Source organism: Solibacillus sp. FSL H8-0538, from assembly GCF_038003525.1.
Taxonomy (GTDB): domain Bacteria; phylum Bacillota; class Bacilli; order Bacillales_A; family Planococcaceae; genus JBBOPI01.
On the sequence record NZ_JBBOPI010000001.1, the window covers coordinates 3297330 to 3322741 of the forward strand.

21 protein-coding genes are annotated in these 25412 nt (G+C 38.4%); 2 read left to right on the forward strand and 19 right to left on the reverse strand.

The window, feature by feature from the left end; all coding sequences use genetic code 11:
• Window positions 1-8: 8 nt before the first annotated feature.
• The 5 genes from pcrA to MHH87_RS15875 form a co-directional block, all read right to left on the reverse strand.
• Complete coding sequence (pcrA, locus tag MHH87_RS15855; protein WP_340750198.1) at window positions 9-2270, reverse strand: DNA helicase PcrA; 2262 nt, start codon at window positions 2268-2270, stop codon at window positions 9-11.
• Window positions 2271-2310: 40 nt separating this feature from the next.
• Complete coding sequence (locus tag MHH87_RS15860) at window positions 2311-3003, reverse strand: heptaprenylglyceryl phosphate synthase (protein ID WP_340750199.1); 693 nt, start codon at window positions 3001-3003, stop codon at window positions 2311-2313.
• A 306-nt stretch (window positions 3004-3309) separates the two neighbouring features.
• Complete coding sequence (locus MHH87_RS15865) at window positions 3310-3627, reverse strand: YerC/YecD family TrpR-related protein (RefSeq protein WP_340750200.1); 318 nt, start codon at window positions 3625-3627, stop codon at window positions 3310-3312.
• Window positions 3628-3646: 19 nt separating this feature from the next.
• Window positions 3647-4696, reverse strand: a complete 1050-nt coding sequence (locus MHH87_RS15870) for a DUF3048 domain-containing protein (protein WP_340750201.1) — start codon at window positions 4694-4696, stop codon at window positions 3647-3649.
• Window positions 4697-4711: 15 nt separating this feature from the next.
• Window positions 4712-6442: an adenine deaminase C-terminal domain-containing protein gene (locus MHH87_RS15875; RefSeq protein ID WP_340750202.1), complete on the reverse strand. Its 1731-nt coding sequence runs from the start codon at window positions 6440-6442 to the stop codon at window positions 4712-4714.
• 191 nt (window positions 6443-6633) lie between these two features.
• Between MHH87_RS15875 and MHH87_RS15880 the strand changes: the two genes are divergently transcribed.
• On the forward strand, window positions 6634-6903 hold the full coding sequence (locus MHH87_RS15880; RefSeq protein ID WP_340750203.1) for a YgaP family membrane protein: 270 nt from the start codon (window positions 6634-6636) through the stop codon (window positions 6901-6903).
• 208 nt (window positions 6904-7111) lie between these two features.
• On the opposite strand, the gene tnpC is transcribed toward MHH87_RS15880, so the two are convergent.
• The 10 genes from tnpC to MHH87_RS15930 all read right to left on the reverse strand — a co-directional run bounded on the left by tnpC (window position 7112) and on the right by MHH87_RS15930 (window position 19301).
• Window positions 7112-8662 carry an IS66 family transposase gene (gene tnpC, locus MHH87_RS15885; RefSeq protein WP_340748686.1) on the reverse strand — a complete coding sequence of 517 codons (1551 nt, stop codon included), beginning with the start codon at window positions 8660-8662 and terminating at the stop codon, window positions 7112-7114.
• 63 nt (window positions 8663-8725) lie between these two features.
• Entirely contained in the window at window positions 8726-9079 is a 354-nt protein-coding gene (tnpB, locus tag MHH87_RS15890; RefSeq protein ID WP_340748613.1) for an IS66 family insertion sequence element accessory protein TnpB, read from the reverse strand.
• Window positions 9076-9270, reverse strand: coding sequence for a hypothetical protein (locus MHH87_RS15895; RefSeq protein ID WP_340748614.1), 195 nt, complete (start codon window positions 9268-9270; stop codon window positions 9076-9078). Before MHH87_RS15895 ends, tnpB begins: the two co-directional genes overlap by 4 nt.
• 210 nt (window positions 9271-9480) lie before the next feature.
• The gene (locus MHH87_RS15900; RefSeq protein ID WP_340750204.1) at window positions 9481-13638 is read right to left on the reverse strand and encodes a DUF4062 domain-containing protein; all 4158 of its coding nucleotides are present in this window, start codon (window positions 13636-13638) and stop codon (window positions 9481-9483) included.
• A 15-nt stretch (window positions 13639-13653) separates the two neighbouring features.
• The gene (locus MHH87_RS15905) at window positions 13654-14595 is read right to left on the reverse strand and encodes a hypothetical protein (RefSeq protein WP_340750205.1); all 942 of its coding nucleotides are present in this window, start codon (window positions 14593-14595) and stop codon (window positions 13654-13656) included.
• Between the two features lie 16 nt (window positions 14596-14611).
• Window positions 14612-15643, reverse strand: coding sequence for a hypothetical protein (locus tag MHH87_RS15910; protein ID WP_340750206.1), 1032 nt, complete (start codon window positions 15641-15643; stop codon window positions 14612-14614).
• Window positions 15643-16656: a hypothetical protein gene (locus tag MHH87_RS15915; RefSeq protein WP_340750207.1), complete on the reverse strand. Its 1014-nt coding sequence runs from the start codon at window positions 16654-16656 to the stop codon at window positions 15643-15645. Before MHH87_RS15915 ends, MHH87_RS15910 begins: the two co-directional genes overlap by 1 nt.
• A gap of 6 nt (window positions 16657-16662) precedes the next feature.
• Window positions 16663-17268: a Pycsar system effector family protein gene (locus MHH87_RS15920; RefSeq protein ID WP_340750208.1), complete on the reverse strand. Its 606-nt coding sequence runs from the start codon at window positions 17266-17268 to the stop codon at window positions 16663-16665.
• A complete protein-coding gene (locus MHH87_RS15925; protein ID WP_340750209.1) occupies window positions 17265-18863 on the reverse strand; it encodes a tetratricopeptide repeat-containing protein in 1599 nt (532 codons plus the stop codon). The genes MHH87_RS15920 and MHH87_RS15925 overlap by 4 nt, the downstream gene beginning before the upstream one ends.
• 24 nt (window positions 18864-18887) lie before the next feature.
• On the reverse strand, window positions 18888-19301 hold the full coding sequence (locus tag MHH87_RS15930; RefSeq protein ID WP_340750210.1) for a hypothetical protein: 414 nt from the start codon (window positions 19299-19301) through the stop codon (window positions 18888-18890).
• A 308-nt stretch (window positions 19302-19609) separates the two neighbouring features.
• On the opposite strand from MHH87_RS15930, the gene MHH87_RS15935 reads away from it, so the two are divergent.
• Entirely contained in the window at window positions 19610-20362 is a 753-nt protein-coding gene (locus MHH87_RS15935) for an MBL fold metallo-hydrolase (protein ID WP_340750211.1), read from the forward strand.
• 57 nt (window positions 20363-20419) lie between these two features.
• Here the strand turns inward: MHH87_RS15935 and purD are convergent, their stop codons facing one another.
• From purD to purM, 4 genes are all read right to left on the reverse strand, one after another.
• Complete coding sequence (gene purD, locus MHH87_RS15940) at window positions 20420-21670, reverse strand: phosphoribosylamine--glycine ligase (protein WP_340750212.1); 1251 nt, start codon at window positions 21668-21670, stop codon at window positions 20420-20422.
• A gap of 449 nt (window positions 21671-22119) precedes the next feature.
• Window positions 22120-23655, reverse strand: a complete 1536-nt coding sequence (gene purH / locus MHH87_RS15945; RefSeq protein ID WP_340750213.1) for a bifunctional phosphoribosylaminoimidazolecarboxamide formyltransferase/IMP cyclohydrolase — start codon at window positions 23653-23655, stop codon at window positions 22120-22122.
• Window positions 23656-23741: 86 nt separating this feature from the next.
• Entirely contained in the window at window positions 23742-24308 is a 567-nt protein-coding gene (purN, locus tag MHH87_RS15950; RefSeq protein ID WP_340750214.1) for a phosphoribosylglycinamide formyltransferase, read from the reverse strand.
• Window positions 24308-25363 carry a phosphoribosylformylglycinamidine cyclo-ligase gene (gene purM, locus MHH87_RS15955; RefSeq protein WP_340750215.1) on the reverse strand — a complete coding sequence of 352 codons (1056 nt, stop codon included), beginning with the start codon at window positions 25361-25363 and terminating at the stop codon, window positions 24308-24310. Before purM ends, purN begins: the two co-directional genes overlap by 1 nt.
• Between the last annotated feature and the right edge of the window lie 49 nt (window positions 25364-25412).

Sequence of the window (25412 nt, forward strand, 5' to 3'; positions counted from 1 at the left end):
AGCCCTCCCTAAACCTTTGTAATCGGCGCATATTTCGCTAGTAATCGTTTAATGCCGACTGGTTGCGGAAAGGCAATGTCCAATTCCATGCCGTCCCCTTCACCTCTTACACTAACAACCATACCAGTGCCCCACTTGCTATGAGCTGCCTTATCGCCAACCTTCCAACCAAATGCATCGCCACCTGTTGAAGCAAGACGAGATGTTTGAGATGTCGGATTTTGTACAGCCCCAAGTGAGCGTTTTTGTGTCGCTCGGTCATAGCGTCTTGCGCTAAACGGTAGCGATTCATTATTAATTGATTTACTGTTAGCCTTTGATACTTGCTCAACTACATCCTCTGCAATTTCCTTTAAGAAACGTGAAGGTGCGTTGTAACCTGTACGACCGAAAATCGTACGCGAGCCCGCACAGGATAAGTAAAGACGTTGTTCTGCACGCGTTATACCTACATAAGCGAGACGTCTTTCCTCAGCCATTTCGTCTTCACTTTCTAAAGAACGTGAATGTGGGAAAATATTTTCCTCCATCCCGATAATGAAGACAACTGGGAACTCTAAGCCTTTTGCGGCATGCATCGTCATTAAAATAATTGTACCTTTTGCTTTTTCTTCTTCATCTAGTGCATCGATATCTGCTACAAGGGCTAAGTCTGTTAAGAAGGCGACAAGTGATTGGTCCTCGCTACGCTCCTCAAATGCTTTCGTTACCGATAAAAATTCCTCGATATTTTCTAAACGGCTTTCTGCTTCAATTGACTTTTCAGCTTGTAGCATTTTACGATAGCCTGATTTTTCGATAACTTCTTCCACAAGCTCTGTTACAGAAATTTGCTCCTGCTTGTCACTAAGCGCACGAATCATTAAATAAAATTGGTCTGCTGCAGCTGCTGCCTTGCCTGTTAAGCCCATAAATACAAGCTCTTGCATTGCATCGAAAATTGAACGGTCCTGCTCAATGGCATAGCGCGCCATTTTCTCAAATGAAGTCGCCCCAATTGCCCGTTTCGGTTCATTTATTATACGCGCAAGTGACAGATCATCATCATTATTAGCTATTAAACGCAAGTACGCGAGTAAATCTTTAATTTCTTTTCGGTCATAGAACTTCGTGCCACCGACGATTTGGTAATTCATATTCGATTTAACGAGCACGTCCTCCATGACACGGGACTGCGCGTTTGTACGGTATAGAATGGCGAAATCATCAAGCTTATAGCCGTCTTCATTGCTCAGCTTTTGAATCGTTTGTACGACATACTGTGCCTCTTCCTGTTCGTTATAAGCTTTGTATAATTGGATTTTTTCACCTTCGCTATTATCCGTGCGAAGTTTTTTTGGATAACGGTTTTTATTGTTTTCAATAACACTGTTGGCCGCCTCAAGAATGCGCTGCGTAGAACGGTAGTTTTGTTCAAGCATTATCACTTTCGCTTCCTTGTAATCCTTTTCAAACGATAAAATATTGCCAATATCCGCACCGCGCCAACGATAAATCGATTGGTCTGAATCCCCTACAACACAAATATTTCGGAATTTCTTCGCCAGCATTTGAACTAATTTATACTGTGAATGGTTCGTATCTTGATACTCATCGACATGGATATACTGGAATTTATTTTGATAATACTCTAATACATCCGGCACGCGTTCGAAAAGCTGAATTGTCGTCATGATTAAATCATCGAAATCGAGTGACTGGTTTTTACGAAGACGTTTTTCATAACCTTCATACACTTGCGCGGCAATTTTTTCGAACGGATTATTAATATTCATATTCGCCTTAAACTGATCTGACGTAATACATTCATTTTTAGCGGAGCTAATTGCATTTAAAATCGCACGTGGATCATATTGTTTTGGATCAATATTTAATTCTTTTAAGACATTTTTAACAACGGATAATTGGTCTGAGCTATCTAAAATTGAAAAGCTTTTCGAAAATCCAATACGATCAATATTGCGGCGCAAAATACGTACACACATTGAGTGGAATGTTGATACCCACATGCTTTCCGTCGTACCGTTTCCTAAAACACCGTCAATTCGCTCACGCATTTCGCGCGCCGCTTTATTCGTAAACGTTATCGCTAAGATTTTTGAAGGATAGACTTCTTTTTCTACTATTAAATACGCGATGCGGTGCGTTAGTACTCGTGTTTTTCCAGAACCGGCCCCCGCCATAATGAGTAGCGGTCCTTCTGTTGTTTTTACTGCTTCAGCCTGCTGTGGATTCATGCCCGCTAGCAGATTTTTTGCAATGTGCTCCATCTTGCACCGTCCTCCCACAAACATTTGTTCTTATTATATATTAAATAACTATATTTTTCACTGCGTTTACCGTTTTTAGAGCAGCTTGTAGGTCTTCATATAAAATATTGCCTACTACAATCGTATCGGCATACGTTGCCATTTCTGCGGCCTGCTCGACAGATGCAATTCCCCCACCATAAAATAGTTTTGTTTCTTCTAGCACTTCGCTCACTTCCTTGACAATTTCAACATCGCCGTAAGCCCCGCTATATTCTACATAAAAAATCGGTAGCTTGAAATACTTTTCCGCCATACGTGCGTAGGCAATCACATCATCTGTAGTTAAATCTGTTTTCGCATTTGTTACCTCGGCGACTTTGCAATCCGGATTTAATACACAATAGCCTTCTGCAACCAGCTCTTCCCACACCATAATATCACCATATTCTTTAATGGCCTCATGGTGCAAATCCTTCACCCATTTGGTATCCGTACTATTTAATACTGATGGAATAAAATAATAATCATAGCCTGGCGTTACAGATTCAATATTTGAAATTTCTAATGCAACCGGTACCGAGTAGCGACGTACGCGAACTAAAATATCCAGCACATTATCAAGCGTAACATTATCCGTACCCCCAACTAAAATAACATCTGTTCCTGATTCACAAATGAGCTCTAACGCTTCATCTGAAATTTCCTTTGCAGGATCAATTTTAAATACATGCCGCCATTTTAAGTAGTCCATTTCTATTTCCACCTATCCATTTATTTTTCATCTATCGTCGTTATAAGTATAGCGAATTTATAAGAAAAGTTCATTCGCGCTCGTTTACACGCGACAGCTGCTTGCGAACCCGAAGCAACCTCGAGCGTGCGGCGCGAATGCCTAGACATTATCAAAAAGTTATAGTTTCTTATCTCTTTAGAAAGACACAACTCGCCCAAAATAGGGCGAGTTGATGTCCTTACTTATGTGGATGGGAAAGTTATACTTTCTTATCCACAAATGAAAAGACTGAGCTAAAACTCTGCTCAGTCTACTATTTAGAAATTATTTAGGTGCTGTGAACGGCTTTTCCTCTGGATAAAGTCGTCCTAGCATTTCATCGTACGTATCATTTCCATAATCGAAGCAACGGCGTACACGTGAAATCGTCGCAGTAGATGCACCGGTTTCTTTTTTTATCGCTTCATACGTTTTCTTTAAACGTAGTAAATGGGCAACTTCAAAACGTTGTGCTAGCGACTGAATTTCGCTAATTGTACATAAGTCATCAAAAAACTTATAGCACTCTTCGATATCATTCAATTCTAATACTGCTTTAAATAACTGGTCCGTTTGATGACCACGAATTTTTTCGATTTGCATTCATTTCACCCTTTCCTCTCTATTCTGAATATGTGACAGATGCTGCAAGTCCAGGTGATGCTGGTACAAAGTGAATCCACGTTTTACCAGGAACTAACTTTACTTCGCTACCATCTTCTTCAATTGCTACAAGTAAGCCATCTGTATTTTTCCATTGTATTTCACGCATAACCCCTGCTTGGAACACATATGCGCCGCCACCTTTCGTTATATCAATATCACGTCGTCCGACATTATCAATAATCCGATGAGGCATTTCAAAAAATAGCACATTCGATAGCGAAACATATTCATCTGTTGAATAGTCCACTGTCGCTACATTGGCTGAATGTCTAGTATAGCTATTTGTTTGTGCATCATAAATATACTCGCTATTAAAAGTACCTTGATTGCTATATTTAATGGCTACTTGATTTGCCTTCACACCTATTTTAACACTATCTAGCGCTTCATAAAATGAATATGAGACTTTTTTCTGATAAAGTAATGAAGCGCCGACTTTTTCTGCCCCCGCAATGACGTTATCTCCAGAAATATATGAATTATGTGGCGCCTTGCGATCTGATGAACGCTTGAAATACGTGCCATCATAATGCATCCCATTAATATTGTCCGCTACCCTTTGTTCGAGCATTGATTTTGCTTCTGGGCTATAACCATGCGCGATATAAAATGCATCGAGCCCCTTTGCTATATCAATAAAGTACGAGCGCGCACTACGAATCGGGCCAATCGAACTTGGAATTTCTGATTGGAATAAGGCTAATAAACGTGTAACCTCTCCTTCAGCAAGCATTTCATAAACAACATCTGCATCGGCAATACCAGACTGTGGACGTGCCTGTGGATGATTATTAATCGTCACAAGTACCGGTCTTGTTGTCACTTCTTCTGCCACACGTTCACCTGTAAATGGTGTAACATAAGGCAACTCTGCTTCAGTTGCAATTTCTTCGTCCTCAACTTCTTTGGCAGTTATTACTTCTTCCTGCTCTTCTTTTTTAGAGCAGCCTGTAATTAATATAATCGAACATACGGCTGCGGCAAACATTGTTTTTGTGTTGAACATTCTCTTCTCCCCTTTTTAGCGCATGACAGATGGTAGCATAACCGTATTTTTCATGACGTCAAAAATTCCCCTAGGTGTAATTCGAATATATGGTAAATGCGTTGATTGCAAGAATAATAAAGTATAAACCGGCTCTGACTGTGTATAACCTCTTGCCACTAATGCTTCTTTTAAGGCCAGCTCTTTTTCTGTTAGAGCTTCGACATCTCCGTCATACAGCGTACCACCGATCGTTAGTGGAATGGCCGTTACAACTTGTCCATCCTCTACTAGCACAATACCGCCTTTCATTTTCTTTAATTCATTAAAGGCCTGCTTCATGTCTTTGCTATTTTTCCCGATTAAAATAATATCTCCAGTATTGGAGTACGACGAAGCAAAACCTTTAACGCTTTTCGCAAAACCTTTAATCATCGTATTAATACGCCATTTTCCGTTGCGATCAACGAGCATTAAGTAGCTTTCATTGTGATCCGTTGACAAATCTTTTTTACGGGAGTGCATCGCAATGCTATATGGCTTCGTAATAACATCATTGACCATCTCAATTCCAATTGGCATTGAAAATTGAAAATCATCGTCCGTTAAATCAAAGTCTAAACTTAAATTCGCAATGCTCGACCAATCGACTTTTGGTAAAGCTTGAACTTTTTTGCCGTCACGCTTTAGCCAAACACCTTTAGAAAGCACGGCTTCGGGTGTAGGTGAAAATTCGTCTACTAAAATATTTATATTGGCAAAGCGCCCCGTGGCAACTAGTCCATGCAGGTTTGACATATTGTAATAACGCGCCACATTATACGTGGCCATATTATACGCATCAATTGGCGCCACACCTTGATTTAATGCCACTTGAATACACTTGTCCATTACTCCGTCTATATGGAAGCTTGGTGTTGAGCCATCCGTTGTCATCATTAAATGATCAAAAATATTTAGTTCGCGCTCCACAATGCCTTTTAACAAATGCGGTAAATCTGGACGTATCGATGAATGACGTAACGTAACTCCGTAGCCGTGCAAAATACGACTCTCTACTTCATCCACTGTCATCGCTTCATGATCACCATCTGCCCCGAATAATCGCATTCGTACAAGTGTACGCTCGGAAGCCCCGGGGAAATGACCTTCAATCTTTTTACCCTTGTTTTTCGCCGCCTGCATCCAGTACAGCATTTGATCGTCACCGCGCACCAATCTTGGCCAGCCCGTAAGCTCCCCTCCAAGCAGCACATCCTGACGCTCCAACCATTCACATACAGATGCATTCGAATAAAGTTCTTCTTCATTATCTCGTTCTGTTTGCGAGTCAAAGCGTGCCCACCAGTAAAAAGAAAACGGCGCCTTACTGAGCTCATCTAAAATTGGAAACGCTTTCTTATTTTGTAATAATAAAACGAAGGTCATATTGTCAGAAATGAACGTTGTTGTCCCTGTTTGTGCACTAAAATCGGCAAAGCTTTGCGGATTGTAGAGTTGGAAAGGATGTACATGCGGTTCAATATAGCCAGGCACAATTGTTTTGCCTGCAACATCAACAACCTCCGTATTCGTTAAATTTGTTGGCATTTCAGAGCCAACATAAACGATGCGGTCGTGTAAAATCCAAATGTTCCCTGTCATCCATTGCTTAAACATACTATGTAAATATCGTGCATTTTGAAGTACGATTGTCGGTGCTTTTTTTCCATCAATAACACTTACTTGCTCACGGATATTATTAATTTTCCATTTAATTTCTGGCATAACAAAATACTCCTCTCTCTTTTTTTCGTGTATTTTTTGTAAAAGAACATATACTAAGTTCGTTCTAATTTGCTTTATATATGCGTTTATGATGTATTTTTGCTTTAACATTTTAATCGTATCATAGCACTTTAATAAAGCAAAGTGTTTCAAAGGGATATTTTTACTTTTCTAGAAAAGGAGTGGTGGTTTTGCTTCAAGAAAACATTTCTGAACAAAATGCATTTATCCGCCTTATTTGTGGTATTGCGCTGACCGCGTTCGGGACTGGACGAATCTCACGTGATCCACACTGCACGGCTGGTCGACTGATGATTTTGGCTGGCGCAATGAAAGTAGCGGAAGGTATTTATCAGTACTGCCCGATTACAGCAATGGCAATGTCTACTTCTGAGAACGAAGACTATTCTGTCCCAGGATGCGGCTGCGATCATGATCACAATCATAGTGATAAAAAGTAATTAGCAGACAAATCCAATGAAGGCTGCCTCAAAAATCATTTTTTGAGGCAGTTTTTTATTGGAGTGAATTCGTGTGGCTATGATTGTTTTTTTAATATCGGATTTTCGGTAAACACGCTTTATATTGTAAGCCCGAAATATAAAAAAGCGCACCTTTTCGGTACGCACGACGAATGGCCATCTATCTGAAATTTTTTCGGATAGATGGCTATTTAGCACATGTGGCTTGGATATTTTTTGACCAAGGCATGTAGTTAATTAAAATTTGGGGTTGCTGATGGATCGGTAAATTCGGCAGCTCTGTCATTAACGTTACTAGGTATTGATAGAAGTCGATACCATTTGCTTTTGCTGTTTCAGCCAAACTTAAGCAGATCGCATTCGCTTTAGCACCAGCTTCACTAACAGAGAAAAGCCAGTTCTTTCGGCCGATCACATTAGGGCGAATCGCATTTTCAGCTGGATTATTATCGATTTCAATGCGACCATCGAGCAGAAAAGCTTTTAACCCATGTACACGATTTAATGTATATTCGGCAGCTTTTGCCAAGGCATTTTTTCCGAAGAAAGGGGATTCATCTACCCATTTTAGAAACTTTTCTACAATCGGTTTCGAATGTTTTTGCCGTGCTTTTCGTCGTTTACCTGGTGAAAGATGCTTAAATTGACGTTCTAAGTGATACAGTTGGTCACAGTAATCCACACCAATTTGACCGTTTCTGCTATCAGCTTTCAGCCAATAACGTCGTACATGCGCCCAACAGTTGGCGAACGTGACATCAGGTAGATTGCCGTATGCAGAATATCCATCACAAATCACGGTTCCTTTAAAGCCAGCTGTAAAGTTTTCTAATACAGAACGACTTCTCGATAAAGCACTTTGGAAAAGAACGATGATTGGTCCTTGGCTTGGCACGCTTCGGAACACCCAATTGTAGGCATTCGATTGACCTGATTTACCATCTGATCGTTTAATAATTTGCGCATACGTTTCGTCCACATGCAGAACAGATTTTGCTGTTAATGTCTGCTTCATCTGCTCATAAACCGGTAGAAGCCAATCTTCTGCTGCACGAATGACCCAATTCGATAAGTTTTTGTCATTGGTAAGCAGACCAAATCGGTCCCACTCCTTCACCTGGCGGTAAAGAGGTAAGTACTGGATGAACTTATCGTAGATGAGTTTTGCTAAAACAGTAGGTCCTGCAATGCTACGTTGAATGGCAGCTTGCGGTGCTTTTCCACGTTTCATCTGCGCTTTTTGAGTAGTATCTTTTTTACAATGCCTACACTCATAAGCGTGTTCAATATGTTGAACACGCTTCATTGTAGCCGGAATGAATTTTGCTTCCTCACGCGCAATGGTCGTACCAGCTTCGGTCATTTGACCAAGGCAACAGTCACATTGCGTGTTTTCAGGATGATGGTGAATTTCTTCTATTTCAATCCCGTCACGAAAAGAATCATTCCGTTTTTTCTTATGTAATTTACGGACAACGGTATACGTAATCATTGCCGTGCTTTGTTCTTCTGTCTGCTCAGAATCGCTAAAAGACGGATCGTCTTCGAATAAAGAACCTTGTCCGTCTGGTGCTTTATACTTTGATTTTTCCGATTTTGAACCGTATAAAGCCTTGGTTAATTGGCGAACTTGTTCAGTCAACGCTTCGATTTGTCGATTTGACTGAGCTAATTGTTGCTCAAGCATTCGAATTAATCGTTCATTTTGATTTTCTTGCTTAGGAGAAACGTTCGTCAAATCATTCACCACATTTCCGTTCAGTATAAGTTATGGATGATTATACCACCTTAATAGGTGGGTTTAAAAGACACCTTTTGCAGATTTCGCAATCGCTTTTGGCTGCTGAAGCGATAAACCTTCTAACAGCCAGCGAAGTTCCTTTTGTGAAAGGTTACGTACTTCCTTTTCATCTTTTGGCCATTGCAGTTTGCCATTATCTAATCGTTTATAAAGCATGGCGAAGCCATCTCCATCAAAATACAAACATTTATAACGGTCTTTACTCGTTCCAGAAAATAAGAAGATGGAATCACTATATGGATCAAGTTTAAAAGAATCCTGAATGAGTGTTGCGAGACCGTCAATACCTTTACGCATATCGGTCTTACCGCAAATAATGTAGATGTTCTGCACGCTCGTAAAATCATGCTTCATTGATTATTCAGCTCCTTCACGATCGTTTGGATGATGTGCTCATCTACGCCATTGAAGAAAGAGATTACTGCGGTAGCTGTTTTAATTACGCAGCTTGGATCAGAAGGAGATTGCGGTGAATTTGTAAATGAAGATTCGTCAATGATAGGGTCTAGCGACACGGGGACAATTGTTAGTTTAGTTGTTGGCATAGAAAACACCTCCCTTATTTGATATATCTATCGTACCGGGAGGTGCCTGTCATATATATGCGTTATTTGATTACGGGCTTACTTTATATTTAGTGATTATTCAGAAAAATAATCTTCATACCACCCATTCAGTCAAAAAAATTAACAACGAAAAAAGCGATGCACACTACTTGCATCGCTTGAATATTTAATATATTTATTCCTATTTTATTAATAGACTAGTTCTTGCCATTCATCTTCAATTTGTTCTACACCTTGATAGTTACTTGCAAAATTTATAAACACCTTCACAGAACCTCGTGCATTTTGAATTTTTCCAAAACGACCTTTTAACCACTTATAAAATTCAACATTTGCTGTTGAATATAAATATGCCTTTATATTTACTATATAATAGATTTCATCACCATTCTCAAGTTGTTCATCTAAGAACTGTGGGAACATATCCAAAGTTTCATTACAAACAAAATAGATTTCTCTTTCTTCCCCATTTACTTCCATAACAAAAATACTATCACCAACTTGATATGGTGACGATTCATCAAGAGTAATTAAATAATCCCTCAGTTTTTCACTATAATAATTAAAATCTCTATCTACGTGTCCTTTTTTTAGCGGCTCCACTATGTCATATTTGACACCTGTTATTTGCAATAATCGGTATGCACCTAAATCCGTAATATAATATCCCTTTTTATTTCTAGCATCATGAACAATAAGCGTTTTATTTTGAAGGACCTTTATTACTTCTGTCTTTTCAATATCCAGACTCGAATATTCTATTCCTTTGTCATTTAGCTGTTGAATTAACTCTGGCTTTTGAATTTTAGGTTGCTTTGCGACGATTTCTAATATTGAAAATTCAATATCACTTATTGTATAGTAATCTACATATTTTGTGTCATGCTCAACTTCTAGGCCATTAATTCTTTTATTACAGATCATTAATAGACGCTCATAATTTTCTAACAGCATTCCCTGCTTCGGTTGACTTTTTCGTTGTGCAAAATATTCTATTGCTTGCTCAAATTGATTTTCCAACATACTTATTCTAGCTAATTCATATAGTGCCTGATCGTACTTATACCAACTACGGAATTGTTTAGCCAATTCATTCATTTCTAATAAAAATTGAATTGCTTCTCCGTTTTTTCCTAAATGGCGTAGTTGATCTGCTTTCACTTTATAAGCATAAATGAGACCTCGATCATTACTCATTTCTTTACATATGGCAATCTGCCTATCAATACAGGATACTGCTTCAAAAAACTTCCCTTTTCGCATTAATATATCAGCACGGTTATTTAAGGCATACTGTAATCCCATAAGATAATTGTACTTCTCGCAAATTTCAATCTGCTCTTGCAATACTTCTAACGCTTCATCACTCTCTGAAAGCTTACCTAAAATTGTTGCCTTTATTCCTAATCCTTGTTGCAGAAAATCCATTAGTTTTAAACGGCGACAAATTTCAATTTGCTCTTTTAAATACAATTTTGCCGGTTGGTATTGTTTCCATTTAAAATTAAACTTTGCTTTCTGAAGATACACTTGCTGCATATAATCCGCATTACTTATTTTTCGTGAGATTATCTCAGCCCTTAATAACATTGAATTTACATCCCGTTTTGAGTATTGATTCGATGTTTGCTCTAGAATTCGAAGTTGATTTAATAAACTATTAACTCTTCCTATCTGATAGCCTAGTTGTGTACAAATTCTCTCCTGTTCTTTATAGCATTCCAATGCCTCCGATTCATAATTTTGTATTCGGTAAATGGTTCCCTTTATACTAAGTATCTCTTGCAAACCATATTGCGAACCAATTTCATAACAGATTTTTTCCGCACGACGTTGCAAGTCCATAGCTTTCTCATAATTAAGTAAGATAATCTGCACTCGCGCTTGTTCTGCTATACATTTTTGCAGGCCTTCGAGTTCATTGTGCTCTGTACAAACTAGTTCCTGTTGTTGTAACAAATCCATTGCTTTTTCAGTTTGTCCCCATTTCAGATAAATACTTGCTTGACCACCTAAACTGGATTGTTTGTAATATGGCAACTCATATTGAATCGATAAGTCATATAAATTTCTGAATAACTCTAGTGCATCTTTATTGTCAGAACGTTCTTTAAATAAGTTGGCCAATGCATCCAGAGAATCCAATTGCCCTTCTGGATCTAATTCATCTTTAAAGTAATTATGTAAATATTGTATAAGTGAAAGCCTTTGTTCCATATAAGATGTTTCTAGTAGCTTTACAACACGTCGGATATCTTCTACATCAAACTGTTCTGGATGTTCAATAAGTTGTGCATACGCCTTTAACATCGTTAAATGTTCCTCGAATGCTTTGCGTTGTGGGTTCGTATGTATTTCTATTGCAGTCCAGCACATTTGCAACAAGTCCCGCTCTTTTTCCCATAGCACTTCAACAAATGATAAATCGGCACATAAATCATATAGTTTTTTCCAATTAGCTGTTTTAATATATTGCCACGGTAACTCATAAAGTGCTCGATTAGATTCATAAATATTCTCTTCTGCAAAATGATTTGCAATTTCGCCGTGGTAACGCTTTAGATTAGCTTTCTTTTGCAAATACCGAATTTGAACAGCGTCTCGTAAATAATTGTGGAATAGACAAATTAAACCACCATTATTAACTAAATTTGATTCCATTGCTAAATAGAATGGCGACCAAATCGCACTTGATAATGGGACTTTCTCACCTGTTAAAGGGTCTATATCGCCTAATAAACTTTTAAGCTCTGATTCAAGTAATCCATTCCTCGCTGACCATAAAAGTGATAAGGTATCTTGTACTAAATTAGGTCGCTCTTTATTATAATCATTTTCAAGACGTTCAAGCTTTTTCATGAACAATTGCTCAATCGTTTCTGATTCCATATAATGTCGGATTGTTTCGATAATATTTTCACGACCATCTAATCGTATTTCCTCTAAGAGCGTCATTAAAAATAATGGATTAACTGCCAATGGATGACGCAAAATATGCCCTAATGCTTTGCGATCAAGTCCTTTACTATACATACCTAAATACATTAAAATCATTTCTTCTTGTTCTGCAACAGATAATGGATCGAGGCCCAATTTTAACCAGTCGTACTCTTTAAACATTTCGAATGCTTTACTTTGGTCAGTTGTAGAGACAATAAAGCAAATATTACTTGGCACTAATTCTGGTAACCATAACGGTTTATCGCCTTGTAACTTATCTGTTAATACAAGCTGGTCAATTGAATCAAGCATAATAAGTAATTTTCCTTTGTTCGCTGCTTGTTCTAAAGCAAAATCAAATTTCACACTCAATTCCGCATATGTTGACGGGATTTCTATATTTAACGAAAAGGCTTCATTTAGTTCTGTAATAATACGTTTCATAATAAAGAGTGAATCTGTACTTTGCGGGCTAACACCGATAAAATGGGCAATTGTATAAACTCCTTGTTGCTTTAACAGAAGGTGATTTTCGTCATACCAGGCAGCAAGTAAGGATGTTTTTCCGACACCTGAAGGACCGTGGATTACAAGAGGTTTCCTTCTCTGCATTAAACAATATTGCGTCATTTTTTCTAAGTATGTTTTTCGTCCAATAAAGAATTTTGCACGCATTTTAGCAAAATGTTCATGTTCATTAATTTCTTTATGGAGTGGATTGGGTTCCTCGTTTAATGGAAACCACTTATCAATAACGGCTCGCATATCTTCATATACTAATTGTCCAAGTTCTTTAGCATCACCGAAGTTTTCACGTAATTGATAGTCATTGTTACGAATGGTCTCTTTTAATGCAACTAGCTTTTGTTGACGGCTCACCAATTCCTCATGAGATGTTATAGTCTGATCTAATTTTTCACTATAATTTGCACGTTCAGACTCCTCTATCGTATCAATATAGCTAGGATCACGGAAATAGAACATCGCATAACTGTTATTATGCAGAAGTGCCCCATGCAAAATCTCAATTTCTGTAACCGATTTATTGCGATGCTCTGAAAGCCACGGATATTCCCTAATCAACTCTTCTTCAATTTCAGGAATCCACCCATAACGTTCTCCTAAAATCCCTATAAAAAAGGGCAAACAGTTATCGATTTCGGCTAAACAGATTGGCAATACTTGTCCCTCTGATTTTTGTTCATGGGTTACGCCCCAACGTAGGTCCACTTCACTCCAAATAATTCCCCGTTTTTCACATTCTCTTCGAAGCTTAACAAATATGTGTTTGATTAACTCGTCTCGCTCTGCCTGCATATCACGAAACGTAGAAGAGATAAACACTTTTATGGTACGCGCTTTTTTTATTTCCTCTATATTCATTTGATTTTTTGTCGTTGATAACATGCTTTTTTTCTCCCTTTAAAGTTTTTCGACTGTATATGCATAAATATCACGCGTTAAGTACTCATCAATTTTTTCCTTGCGTTTTGTAGTACCACCTGCCGTCACACCTTTGTCTTTATAATTTTTTTTGATAGCCCTCGTACTTAAATGACCTGTAACCCTAATAAAGTCTCCTATTTTAAGGTGGCCTGTCTTTTTCTTTCCGTCTTTTTCTAGAACTTTCACATACAAATCCCAGTAACGCGTTTGTTGGAATACATCACAAGCAACCTTTACACGCAGAGATACACTATAACGATTCAAGTAGTTAGGGATTTTAAATTCATTTATTTTTGTAATTCTCCCCTGTAAAACGGCTGAATTTTTATCAACTTCATTTTCCTTAAGCGATTCGATTTTCCTATAATTGTTTTCTACAAGTAATTCATAGGCTGTACCTTCTCTGACCTTTTGAACATTCCCTGAATTATCCACTTTATACGTCCATAACATAGTATCCTTCAAACGTCCGCCATCGAAATCATAACGAGAGTCTTTCGGCATTACACCTAATAATCCACTATTGATTAATAATGAAAAGTCTATTATTGTCCAGTTATTCCCGGTAGGTATATTTCTAGCCGGAAACTCTTCAAATAATTCAATATAGTTTTTTACGGCGCCTAAAACCTCCTTACTCGCTTCATTTGATTTTTTATTAAAGTTTCGACTTTGTAACTCACCTGTTACTTCTATGCGATCACCCATTTTCAAATCTTCTTTTACATTCGGATTATGGCAAATATGAATTCGCACATTATCATATACAAACGTTTGGCTATACTGATCATAGCGTTTAACTTCAATATTGAGTCCATGAGCAATAATTTCAAATTCTTTATATGAATTATCAATATTTGTAATTGTTCCGGTGATATTTATTTTATTAACTGAAGTGTCATCTAAATTCGCTATCACTTTAACGCCGAACAGGTTAAAGTATGTTCGGCGTCTCCACCTCTACTTTCTTTATGAGATTTTCTTTTGGGAAATCTTTGATTAATTGTAGTAAAATAATGAGCAAAATTTTTAAATCATCAATTGTTGTTTGAATGGGATAGTTCTCAGTAGTAGCTCTATGGATAGAGCTATTGCCGAATGCCTTCACTAAATAAAGGCGCTGTATAAATAACTGAGAGTGTATTTTCTGTTGTATTAGAGTAAAAATATTCGCATCAAATGTCGCATGGGCATCTCCTGTTAATTCGACACATAATGTTTCTGCAAGCTTGCGGGTAAATGCAGCGATTACTTCGACTGTCATCTGAGGGCGCTCCAATGCATCACGAATAGGTATTAGCGTGTCTTGATAAGCTACATGTTGCTTAGAGAAACGCTCAATTTCCGATAACACTACGCGACGAATTTGTTGCAATTCACCATGCTCACTTAAATCAATTATCATTCGGCCAAGTGCTGTATTCAATGCAGCATCCCATACCGGCATGTCGTCTTTTAAGTACACATAATATCGAATTGACTTCGTAAATTGAGACTGCTTTAACCACTTCGCAGCATAACTGATTAATGTATTTGCTGCATCTTCATAAATGGCGCCAATGCCTTTTCGAAAAATGACTGGTAGTGCAATCGTGTTAAATTGCTTGCCCTCGAGCTCAAGTCGCAAAACGGCAGAAAAAATTGACTGGATAAACTCATCATACATAGTTGGAGAAATCGGTATTCCTTCTTGGAGCTTTGAATACACGACAAGGATCGGTTGCTGTGCGTTAATAAAGGTAATAATCCCGCCATTTCGTAAAAAAATGAGCGGCTTTTCATTGTTTTTATGTTGTTCAATGAAGGGCATAAAATCTCCATCTGGCGCCCCATCCTCTTCATATACGTTTAGCACAAGTAGTTGTCCGTCATCCTGTAACAGGTCGCCTAAAATTAGATTAAATGAACGATTCCCATACTTAGATTCAATTAATACTTGGTTAATTAAGAGATTTTCTTGGGCCATCATTTTACTCCTTTATGCTGTTCTAATGGGAGTTGTTCTAGTAACTGGATCATGCGGCAAAGCATCGTTAGTAATAGCATCACTTTTTCATTATGCTGATCCGAATAAAAGTCATTATCATTTTTTAAAGTATGCATAAAGCGGAAATAATTCATATACCAACTAGGAAGAATATTCGTATGCTGTAATTCTTTATTGGGGTAGGCCAACCACTTAGGGAAAGGTTGCTGGGGTAGGTATTGTTGATATAATTTTTCTAAAATTAGTTTATTTAATTGTTCCGTATGCAACATCAGTTGGCGATAATTCGGTAATGACTTAATTAACTCTCTTCTTATTTGCTCCAAAATCGGTGCCACTTCACTACTAACTGAAGACAATAACTTTTTTATTTGGTGGTACATTCGTTCACACTGTGTAGTCTTAAGTTGAGTTGAAATTGAGTTTTCTTGGTTAGTAGTAACAACTTTCGGTATCACTTTTTCCCATTTCTTTATTTCCTGTTCATCAATAATGTAATAAGTGACATTAAAAGACTGTTCTGAATACTTAACACAAGCTGCCGCATAATGGATATACGTTTTTAGTGCATCTGTATAAGATGCCTGTTCCAATGTTTTACGTCCAACCATTGGTAAACCCACTTCATCCATAACGTGACCTTCAAACAAGAGCATCGCAATTGCTGAAAAAATTGACTGGATCATTTGTTCAAACTGTGTAAATGACAGCTTATCACCTTCATCACAAGGTAATACTACGAGTAAAACTGACTGTTGATCACCTTGAATAAAGCCAATATGTCCTCCATCCTGCATCGGAATTAATTTGCGCTCCGCAGATAATTCAAAAGTATGAAGTTGGCGAACTGCTTTGAACAACTCGCCCGTATAATTTTTATAAACGGTTGTCACAAGTAATGATGCCGAGGACTTTAACAAATCACCATGTTGGATTGTTAAACAATGCTGTCCCCCCATTGTATCTAGTTGCAGCTTCGTTATCCATTGCATAAAACCTTATCCTCCAATTGGTAATGTATCTATGACGGCCATCACACCGCAAATTGCTAGGATAATATATGAAACAATACTAATCATAAATGCCCAATATAACCATCTGAATTTTCTCGTTAAAATTCCTGCTTGAATATAATTGTTACGAATCGCTTCTTCCAATAATTCACTAGTTGGTTCATTTTTAATTTGAATTGTATACTCCTCTAACGTGCTATTTGCAATATAACCCCAATAAATAAAACCTTTACCTTTATTTTTCACGTTTTTCGGTAACACGACAATGACTGATAATACAATCCCAATGACTAGACAGGCCAAGCTTGTAACTAGCAACCAAAAATTAACAGATGTTAAGTCTTGCATTGCATCAAACACAAATTTAGCAATTAAACCATTTACAGCAACTAGCGCCCCAGCTTTTGTGTCAGCAAAACGTAGCGAGTTATTCAAATATGCATTTTGTGAATATGTAAAGTTATAACGAGTGGAATTTTGACTTGGGAACATTTCTACTGAAAGCTTTTCATTACTGACAATAACTTCCTTGATGGGCTCGTGTACGGTTTCAGTTCGTTCATTTTTTAAATCGGTTGTTTCATTTGTCACAATTCTACCTTCTTTCTAACACCGAAAAGTGCTAACAATTCTACCATATACTGTTGATCAGATTCCGTTTGTGGCTTCCCTGCAATTTTATCTAGCATCCTTTCGTACGTCTCTATTTGTATATATGCAGCTTCTTTTTCGAAAAACTTAGGCTTATGTTTTACGATAGCTCTTCGCATACGATTGATTGCAGATTCATAGTCATTCATTAACATTTGACTTTCGGCTAATGTACTATCAATCCACCAGTTTTCACCTGTACGTTCTTTCCAGGTATCAAAAATATAATCGGCTAATTGCCAGCTATCGCCTTCATTAAGTAAACGTTTAATATACGTAGCATTAATGGCAGGATAATAATCCCCTGTGCGACGAAATGCTTCTAAATATAAACGTAAAGATTGCTTCAACATATCACGCGCATGTTCAATATCTCGATCTTTTTCGGCAATCGAAAACGCTTCACGCTTCATTTGAGCCGCAAGTTTACAAAGTGTATCATTATCATCCGGATTCATTTGTAGCACTTCATATAAAAGTTGTTTCGCTTGCTTATACTTATCCGGTTGATTGGATTTAGATAAACAATCCGCCTCTAACTTCAATAGCTTTATATTATGGAGTAGTGGCTGTGTAACAATCCCTTTTTTCTGCCCTACTTTAACTTCTGTATCTGATAATCCAACCTCTCTTTTCCATTTCCGCGCCTGTTGAATATATTGAATGGCGATTTCATACTCACCAATATCTTGGTAAATTTTGGACACAGCATACAATAATGGACCATTATGTTGTTGCGATTGTAACTCATATGATTCAAGGGCTTGTAATGACTCTTCTTTAGAAGTAGCGTCTTCCACTTTTCTCCTTACTTCCTTGGATGCCTTTTCTAGCTCAATATCTACATCAATAATCCCGTGCAATGTATCAAGTGTTGTATTTTGCTTTTCAACAAAGAGACCATTAATATTCCAGGCCTCTTCTTTAATATGATACAACCGATACAAATGGGCTTCTCCGTAATCCTTTGCTAGTTTCCAATCTTTTAGATCTTGAAACGCAACTTGTTCATACTCTGGCAGGAGTTCTTCGTAATATGGATGGCGATGTTCTTTATCTTTATATTCTCTCTCAAATTGCTCTTTGAATTGGGCTGTTACATAAATTTCTCCTGGAAAAGTAATCGGTTCAATGCGCGCTGCGATATTCACATTTTCTCCAAATGCATTTTTTGCCCCATTCAATATCGGGTCATCAAATAACCGCATCTTCCCGTAATGTGCGGCAATTCGCGGTTCTAAATTTAAAGCTTTATTTTTTTGATAAAATTCTCGGTAGGTCAGAATAAAATTAGCCGCATCTACACCGTATCTAAAAACGGCAACTACTGCATCGCCCCAAGTATTCAACATAATAGCTCTTCTATCAATTTTTTCATCGTTTTGTAAAGAAGGACCTTTTTTATATTGTGCAATCGCCTTATCTAGTGTCCGTAATGTATAGGCATAGTCTTCATACATTGACTCTTCCAAGCTCGAAAACCCTTTTAAATCAGCAAATATAACAAAACCTGTGAATTCATGATTTACTTCCATCAAATTAGGCCTCCTTACTACTGACTAAACAATTTCATATGTCGTTTCAAAAATATCTCCAGCAACTGCCCACATATCTGTTGGTGATTCCATCACAATATAATAACCTGGTTGAAAATATAAAGTTGAACCTTGAGTTGTTTCTACTTCCCCTTTAAAATCAACTTTATATACATGAACCATTTTCTTTTTCTTACAATATACATTTTCACCGTCAACTTTATCGTAGTCAGCAAATACTTCCGGTCCAATCGGATATTGTTCGCCTTGAACCCCTGTTACAATATAATCCCCTTTTTTTGCTACTTGCTCATTATTTTCTAGGGAAGCAATAATTTGTTGTTCTTGAATTGGTCCTTCAATTTTTATATGAATAGGCTTTTTATACGCTAAGGAAGCTTGGTTAAATAATTTTGTCCCTATTTCATTAATTTTCATATTAAACCCCTCGCAACTTTTTTATTTTAATTTTGGGTCTTTACCAAAACATGTGCTTTACTTTAAAAGAAAGTGTACTACTTTATAAGCACATGGAACGGAAGGCGGCGACTCCTGCGGGAAAAGCGTGAGACTTGAGACCCCGCACGAAGCGAAGCGGAGGAGGAGGCTCAAGCCACGCCCGCGGAAAGCGTCCGCTTGGAGTGGAATGTGCAGTTAAGTACAGATTTTGGTTTAGAGCCTTAATTTTTTAATTATACTATTTATTTACTCTACATTAAATATACGATTGAAAGGAGTTTTTAACGATGAAGATTTTCCCTTTAGGAGTTGGTGGTGCCTTCACATCTCGTTTTTATCACAATAATTTCATTGTACAAATTGCAGGTAAAAACCTACTTATCGATGCAGGGACTACTTTACGCTATAGTTTAAATGAGGCTAAATTTGAACTCAAAGAAATCAACTTGATTTTCATTACACATTTACATTTCGATCATTTTGGCGGATTAGAAGAACTATTATTAAAAGGTTATTGGAATTTTGTTGATGGTCAACATCAACCACTACACCCTACACTTATAATGCACCCAAACCAATATGACGAGCTCATTTCACACCTAACACCTGGACTGATAAATCAGCAAATGAAGCTTGAAGATTTTTGTCAAATCGTATTTGCCGATGAACAAAACGTTATTCACCAAGATAGCTTTACAGTTAAATTAATTAATACAACAGGCCTTCATATAGAAGACATGGCTAGCTATGCATTGCAAATTACAGAACAACAAACAGGAAAAAATATCCTATATTCTGCGGATATTAAACAGCTTTCCCAAAGTTATTTTACAAACTATATAAATGAAAAGACTGTAGCAATTTTTCAAGATACAAGCTTTTTTGGTAATGGCGTCCACGCTACTCTAGAAGAAGTTTTAGCTTATTACCCAGAACAATCTCATTCACTTCTTTTCGCAATGCATTATGAAGATGCAGTTGATGAAACGGCGGTACACCTTATAAAACTTGCAATCCAAGGTAAATCCATTAATTTTTAATCTTAGAAAAAGGAGCTAATACGTAGATTTATACTACACATTAGCCCCTCCTTTCAATTATTTAAATGTTCGCCAACCGATATCTTGACGGAAGAAGAACTTATCCCATTCCTTCGTTCCGATTGCATCATACACTTTTTGTTGTGCTTCTTTTAATGTGTCCGCTTGTGCAGCAACAAGTAGCACACGACCACCATTACCAACGAACTGTCCGTTTACTAATTTTGTACCCGCGTGATACACATTACCTGCGATATCACTTAACTCAGGAAGTGGATTGCCTTTTTCGACATCACCTGGATAGCCTTCAGATGCAATAACTACACCTAACATTGCTTCGTCACGCCATTGCAAATCAAACGTTTTTTCTTCCATTAGAGCTGTCATGAATGCGCCGAAGTCTGACGCCATACGTGGTAATACAACTTGTGTTTCAGGGTCACCGAAGCGTGCATTGAATTCAATTACTTTTGCACCATTCTCCGTTAAAATCAAACCCGCATATAAAATACCTGTAAATGAAACGCCTTCTTCTTCCATCGCTTTTACTGTTGGTTCCACGATTTCTTCGTAAGCGCGTGCCACTACATCTTGAGAAATTTGAGGAACTGGAGAGTATGCACCCATTCCACCTGTATTCGGCCCTTTATCACCGTCATATGCGCGCTTGTGGTCTTGTGCGATGACCATTGGATAAATTTTCCCTTTGTGTACAAATGACATGAATGAGAATTCTTCACCGTCTAGGAATTCCTCGATTACAACGCGTGATGAAGAATCGCCGAAGCGTTGGTTTCCGATCATGTCGTCAATTGCATCAATGGCTTCTTCTTCCGTCATTGCAACAATAACACCTTTACCCGCAGCTAAACCATCCGCTTTGACAACGATTGGCACGCCATTTGCTTTCACGTAAGCAATTGCAGGTTCCGCTTCTGTGAATGTTTCATAAGCCGCTGTTGGGATATTGTATTTTTGCATAATTTCTTTAGCATATGATTTTGAACCTTCAATTTTAGCAGCTGCTTGCGTTGGTCCAAAAATTGTTAACGCCTGTCCGTTGAAATAGTCCACAATACCTTCTGCAAGCGGTTGCTCTGGACCTACAAATGTAAGCTCAATACCGTTTTCTTTTACAAATGCCGCAAGCGCTGGGAAATCAAGTGCATCAATTGCCACAACCTCTGCGTCCGCACGCATACCATCATTCCCTGGCGCAACGAATACCTTTTCTACTGATGGGGCGATACTAAATTGCTTTACGATCGCATGCTCGCGACCACCACTACCGATAACAAGAACCTTCATGTTAAGTTACCCTCCTATTGGTTAGAAAGGCACATCTCACCTCAAAACAGGGAGAGATGATGCCCGTTACTAGTTATACTAAAAGAATATTTCTCTAAGCTCGCCTTCATTTATGTAATTAAAAAAACGCTCGCCAAAATTAATTAGCGAGCGTTTATTATTATTCAACATGTTGATATGCTATCCGACCAGAATAGTATATCTGTATGTTTAAACAATAAATTTGTAGTCAACATCCCCCGACCAAAGTGGATGATGACTACTACTATGTTGAAAGCAGGTCCGGCCAAGGTCCTACTTTCATTATTGTAGCGAATTTCCCGGCAGGAATAATCACTACAACGCATTTGTAAACGCTTCTGCTATCATCCGGCCAGAACAATAGCGAAACATTATTCTATTATACCTGTACATAATGAAGGAAACTAGAGATTTTTAATAATAATTTATTAATGCTTAAAGTGACGTACGCCCGTGAACACCATCGTTATTCCGAATTCATTCGCCATATCAATCGAATCTTGGTCTTTAATCGATCCACCTGGTTGAATGATTGCTGTAATACCAGCAGCAGCTGCAGCTTCAACAGAGTCGCTCATTGGGAAGAATGCGTCAGATGCAAGTGCTGCACCCTTTGCTTTTTCGCCAGCTTGCTCGAAGGCGATTTTCGCTGCGCCTACGCGGTTCATTTGACCAGCACCAACACCTAATGTCATTTGTGCATCAGTAACAACGATTGCATTTGATTTTACGTGTTTCACTACTGCCCAGCCAAGTTTCAGAGCATTCCACTCTTCTTCAGTTGGCTTTCGGTCTGTTACTACTTTTACGTCTGCTTCAGCAAAGCCGTAACGGTCTGGCTCTTGAACAAGTAAGCCACCTTCTACAGACACTACATTGAATTTGTCTTGTTTGTCCTGAGAGAAATCGATTGTCATTAAACGAATGTTTTTCTTCTTCGTTAAAATTTCAAGCGCTTCTGCTGTAAAGCTTGGTGCGATAATGATTTCAAGGAAGATTTCGCTTAATTTCGTCGCTGTTGCAACATCTACTTCCATGTTTAGTGCAATAATGCCACCAAAAATAGACGTTGCATCCGCCTCATATGCTTTGTTGAATGCTTCTTCTATGTTCGTACCCGTACCAACGCCGCAAGGATTCATATGCTTTACAGCTACTGCTGCTGGCATTTCGAATTCCTTTACGATTTGAAGAGCAGCATTTGCATCTTGAATGTTGTTGTAAGAAAGTTCTTTACCGTGTAATTGTGTTGCGTATGCGATTGAGAAGTCAGAACCTAAACGTTTTTGGTAAAATGCCGCTTTTTGGTGCGGGTTTTCGCCATAGCGTAAGTTTTGTTTTAATTCATATGTCATCGTTAAGCTTTCTGGGAATTCTTCACCGATTGCTTCTGTTAGGTGGTTCGAGATATATGAATCGTACGCTGCTGTGTGACGGAACACTTTCGCTGCTAGAGTGCGACGTGTTTCGATTGTAGTAGCACCGCCTGCTTTTAATTCTTCAAGAACCTTTGCATAATCGTTGCTGTCCACAATAACTGTTACGTAATCATGGTTTTTTGCAGCTGAACGTAGCATTGTTGGGCCACCGATATCGATGTTTTCGATCGCATCATCCCAAGTTACATCTGGTTTTGAAATTGTTTCAACGAATGGGTAAAGGTTTACACAAACGATTTCGATTGGCTCAATACCGTGCTCTTTCATTTGCGCTTGGTGAGATGGCTCATCAAATTTACCTAAAAGACCACCGTGGATTAATGGGTTCAATGTTTTCACACGACCGTCTAAAATCTCTGGGAATTTTGTTACTTCGTCAACAGCTGTTACTGCCACATTGTTATCTTGAAGTAATTTTTTTGTTCCACCAGTAGATAATACTTCATAGCCAAGAGCTACTAATTCTTTTGCAAATTCTAAAATACCATTTTTATCTGAGACACTAATAAGTGCGCGTTTAGTCACGGTAAAGTCCTCCAATTGTTTTACTATAATATGTACATATCAAATCGGTGAACGATGCCCTCTCATGGAGCTGTTCAAGCGAGATATTATACTTCAAAAAGTTGCTTTAACGTTTGTGTATAAAGCTTATGCTCAAGCTCGTGGATTTGTTGTTCGGTAGACTCTCGGTCGCCTTCTACAACACCAATCGCTCCTTGCGCAATAATTTTTCCTGTATCCATTCCAGCATCAACGTAGTGAACTGTAACTCCAGTAACTTTTACACCATGCTCCATCGCTTGCCCGATTGCATCTTTGCCTGGGAATGATGGAAGTAGTGATGGGTGAATATTTACGATGCGATTGTGATACGCCGCAAGCAAAGTATCACTTACTAAACGCATATAACCCGCTAAAACAACCCACTTAACATCCTTTTCACGTAACGCTTCCACGACAGCGGCTTCATAATCTGCCTTTGTAGCAAACATCTTTGGTGCTATTTCCAGCACAGGAATATTAAACTTTTGCGCACGCGTAACAACAAATGCACCGGGCTTGTCAGTAACGACAAGCTCGATTTGTGCATCTAATTCACCGCGTGTGATTGCTTCAGCGATTGCCTCGAAATTACTACCGCTGCCTGAAGCGAATACTGCGATTTTTGTTACCATTACACTAAGCTCCCGTCATGGTCACCGTTAAATATTACGCCTTCGCCTTTAACAACACGGCCAATTGTAAATGCTTGTTCACCGTTTGCTTCAACTGCAGCGATGACCTTCTCTACTTCACTAGCTGGCACTGCCATAACAAAGCCAATTCCCATGTTGAATACATTGTATAAATCTTTATCAGCTAACGCACCTTTTTCTTTTAAGAAGTCAAAAATACGTAGTACAGGCCAAGCACCTAAGTCAATTTCTGTCGCAAGTCCTGCTGGCATCATACGCGGTAGGTTTTCATAGAAACCACCACCTGTTACGTGGGCACAACCATGAACGTCAGCCGCTTTTAATGCAGCAAGAACTGGTTTTGCATAAAGCTTTGTTGGTACTAGAAGTGCTTCACCTATTGGGCCAAGTTCTTCGTAGCCTTCAACAACAGCATCTACCGCAATTCCATTATCAGCAAACACTATTTTACGAACTAATGAATAACCGTTTGAGTGAACTCCGCTTGAAGCAATCCCTACAAGCACGTCACCTTCCACAATTTTTTCACCCGTTACGATATCCGCTTTTTCACAAGCACCTACTGCAAATCCAGCTAGGTCGTACTCATCTTCCTCGTAAAGACCTGGCATTTCCGCTGTTTCGCCACCGATTAACGCTGCACCAGACTGCACACAACCGTCCGCTACACCTTTTACGATTTGCTCGATTTTTTCAGGGAAAGCTTTACCTACTGCAACATAATCCAGGAAGTATAGTGGCTCTGCGCCTTGTGCCACGATATCGTTCACACACATCGCTACACAGTCAACGCCGATTGTATCGTGCTTATCAACTATGAATGCTAGCTTTAATTTCGTTCCAACACCATCTGTACCTGAAATAAGAACAGGTTCCTTTAAGTTTAATGAAGACAGGTCAAACATCCCACCGAAGCCACCAAATGTACCCATAACGCCTAGACGATTCGTACGTTCAACATGTGACTTCATGCGTTTTACCGCTTCATAACCTGCTTCAATATTAACGCCAGCTTGCTCATATGCTTTTGACATGCAATATGTCCTCCTTAAATTTCACTAAACAACCTTTAGTTTTGGAGAT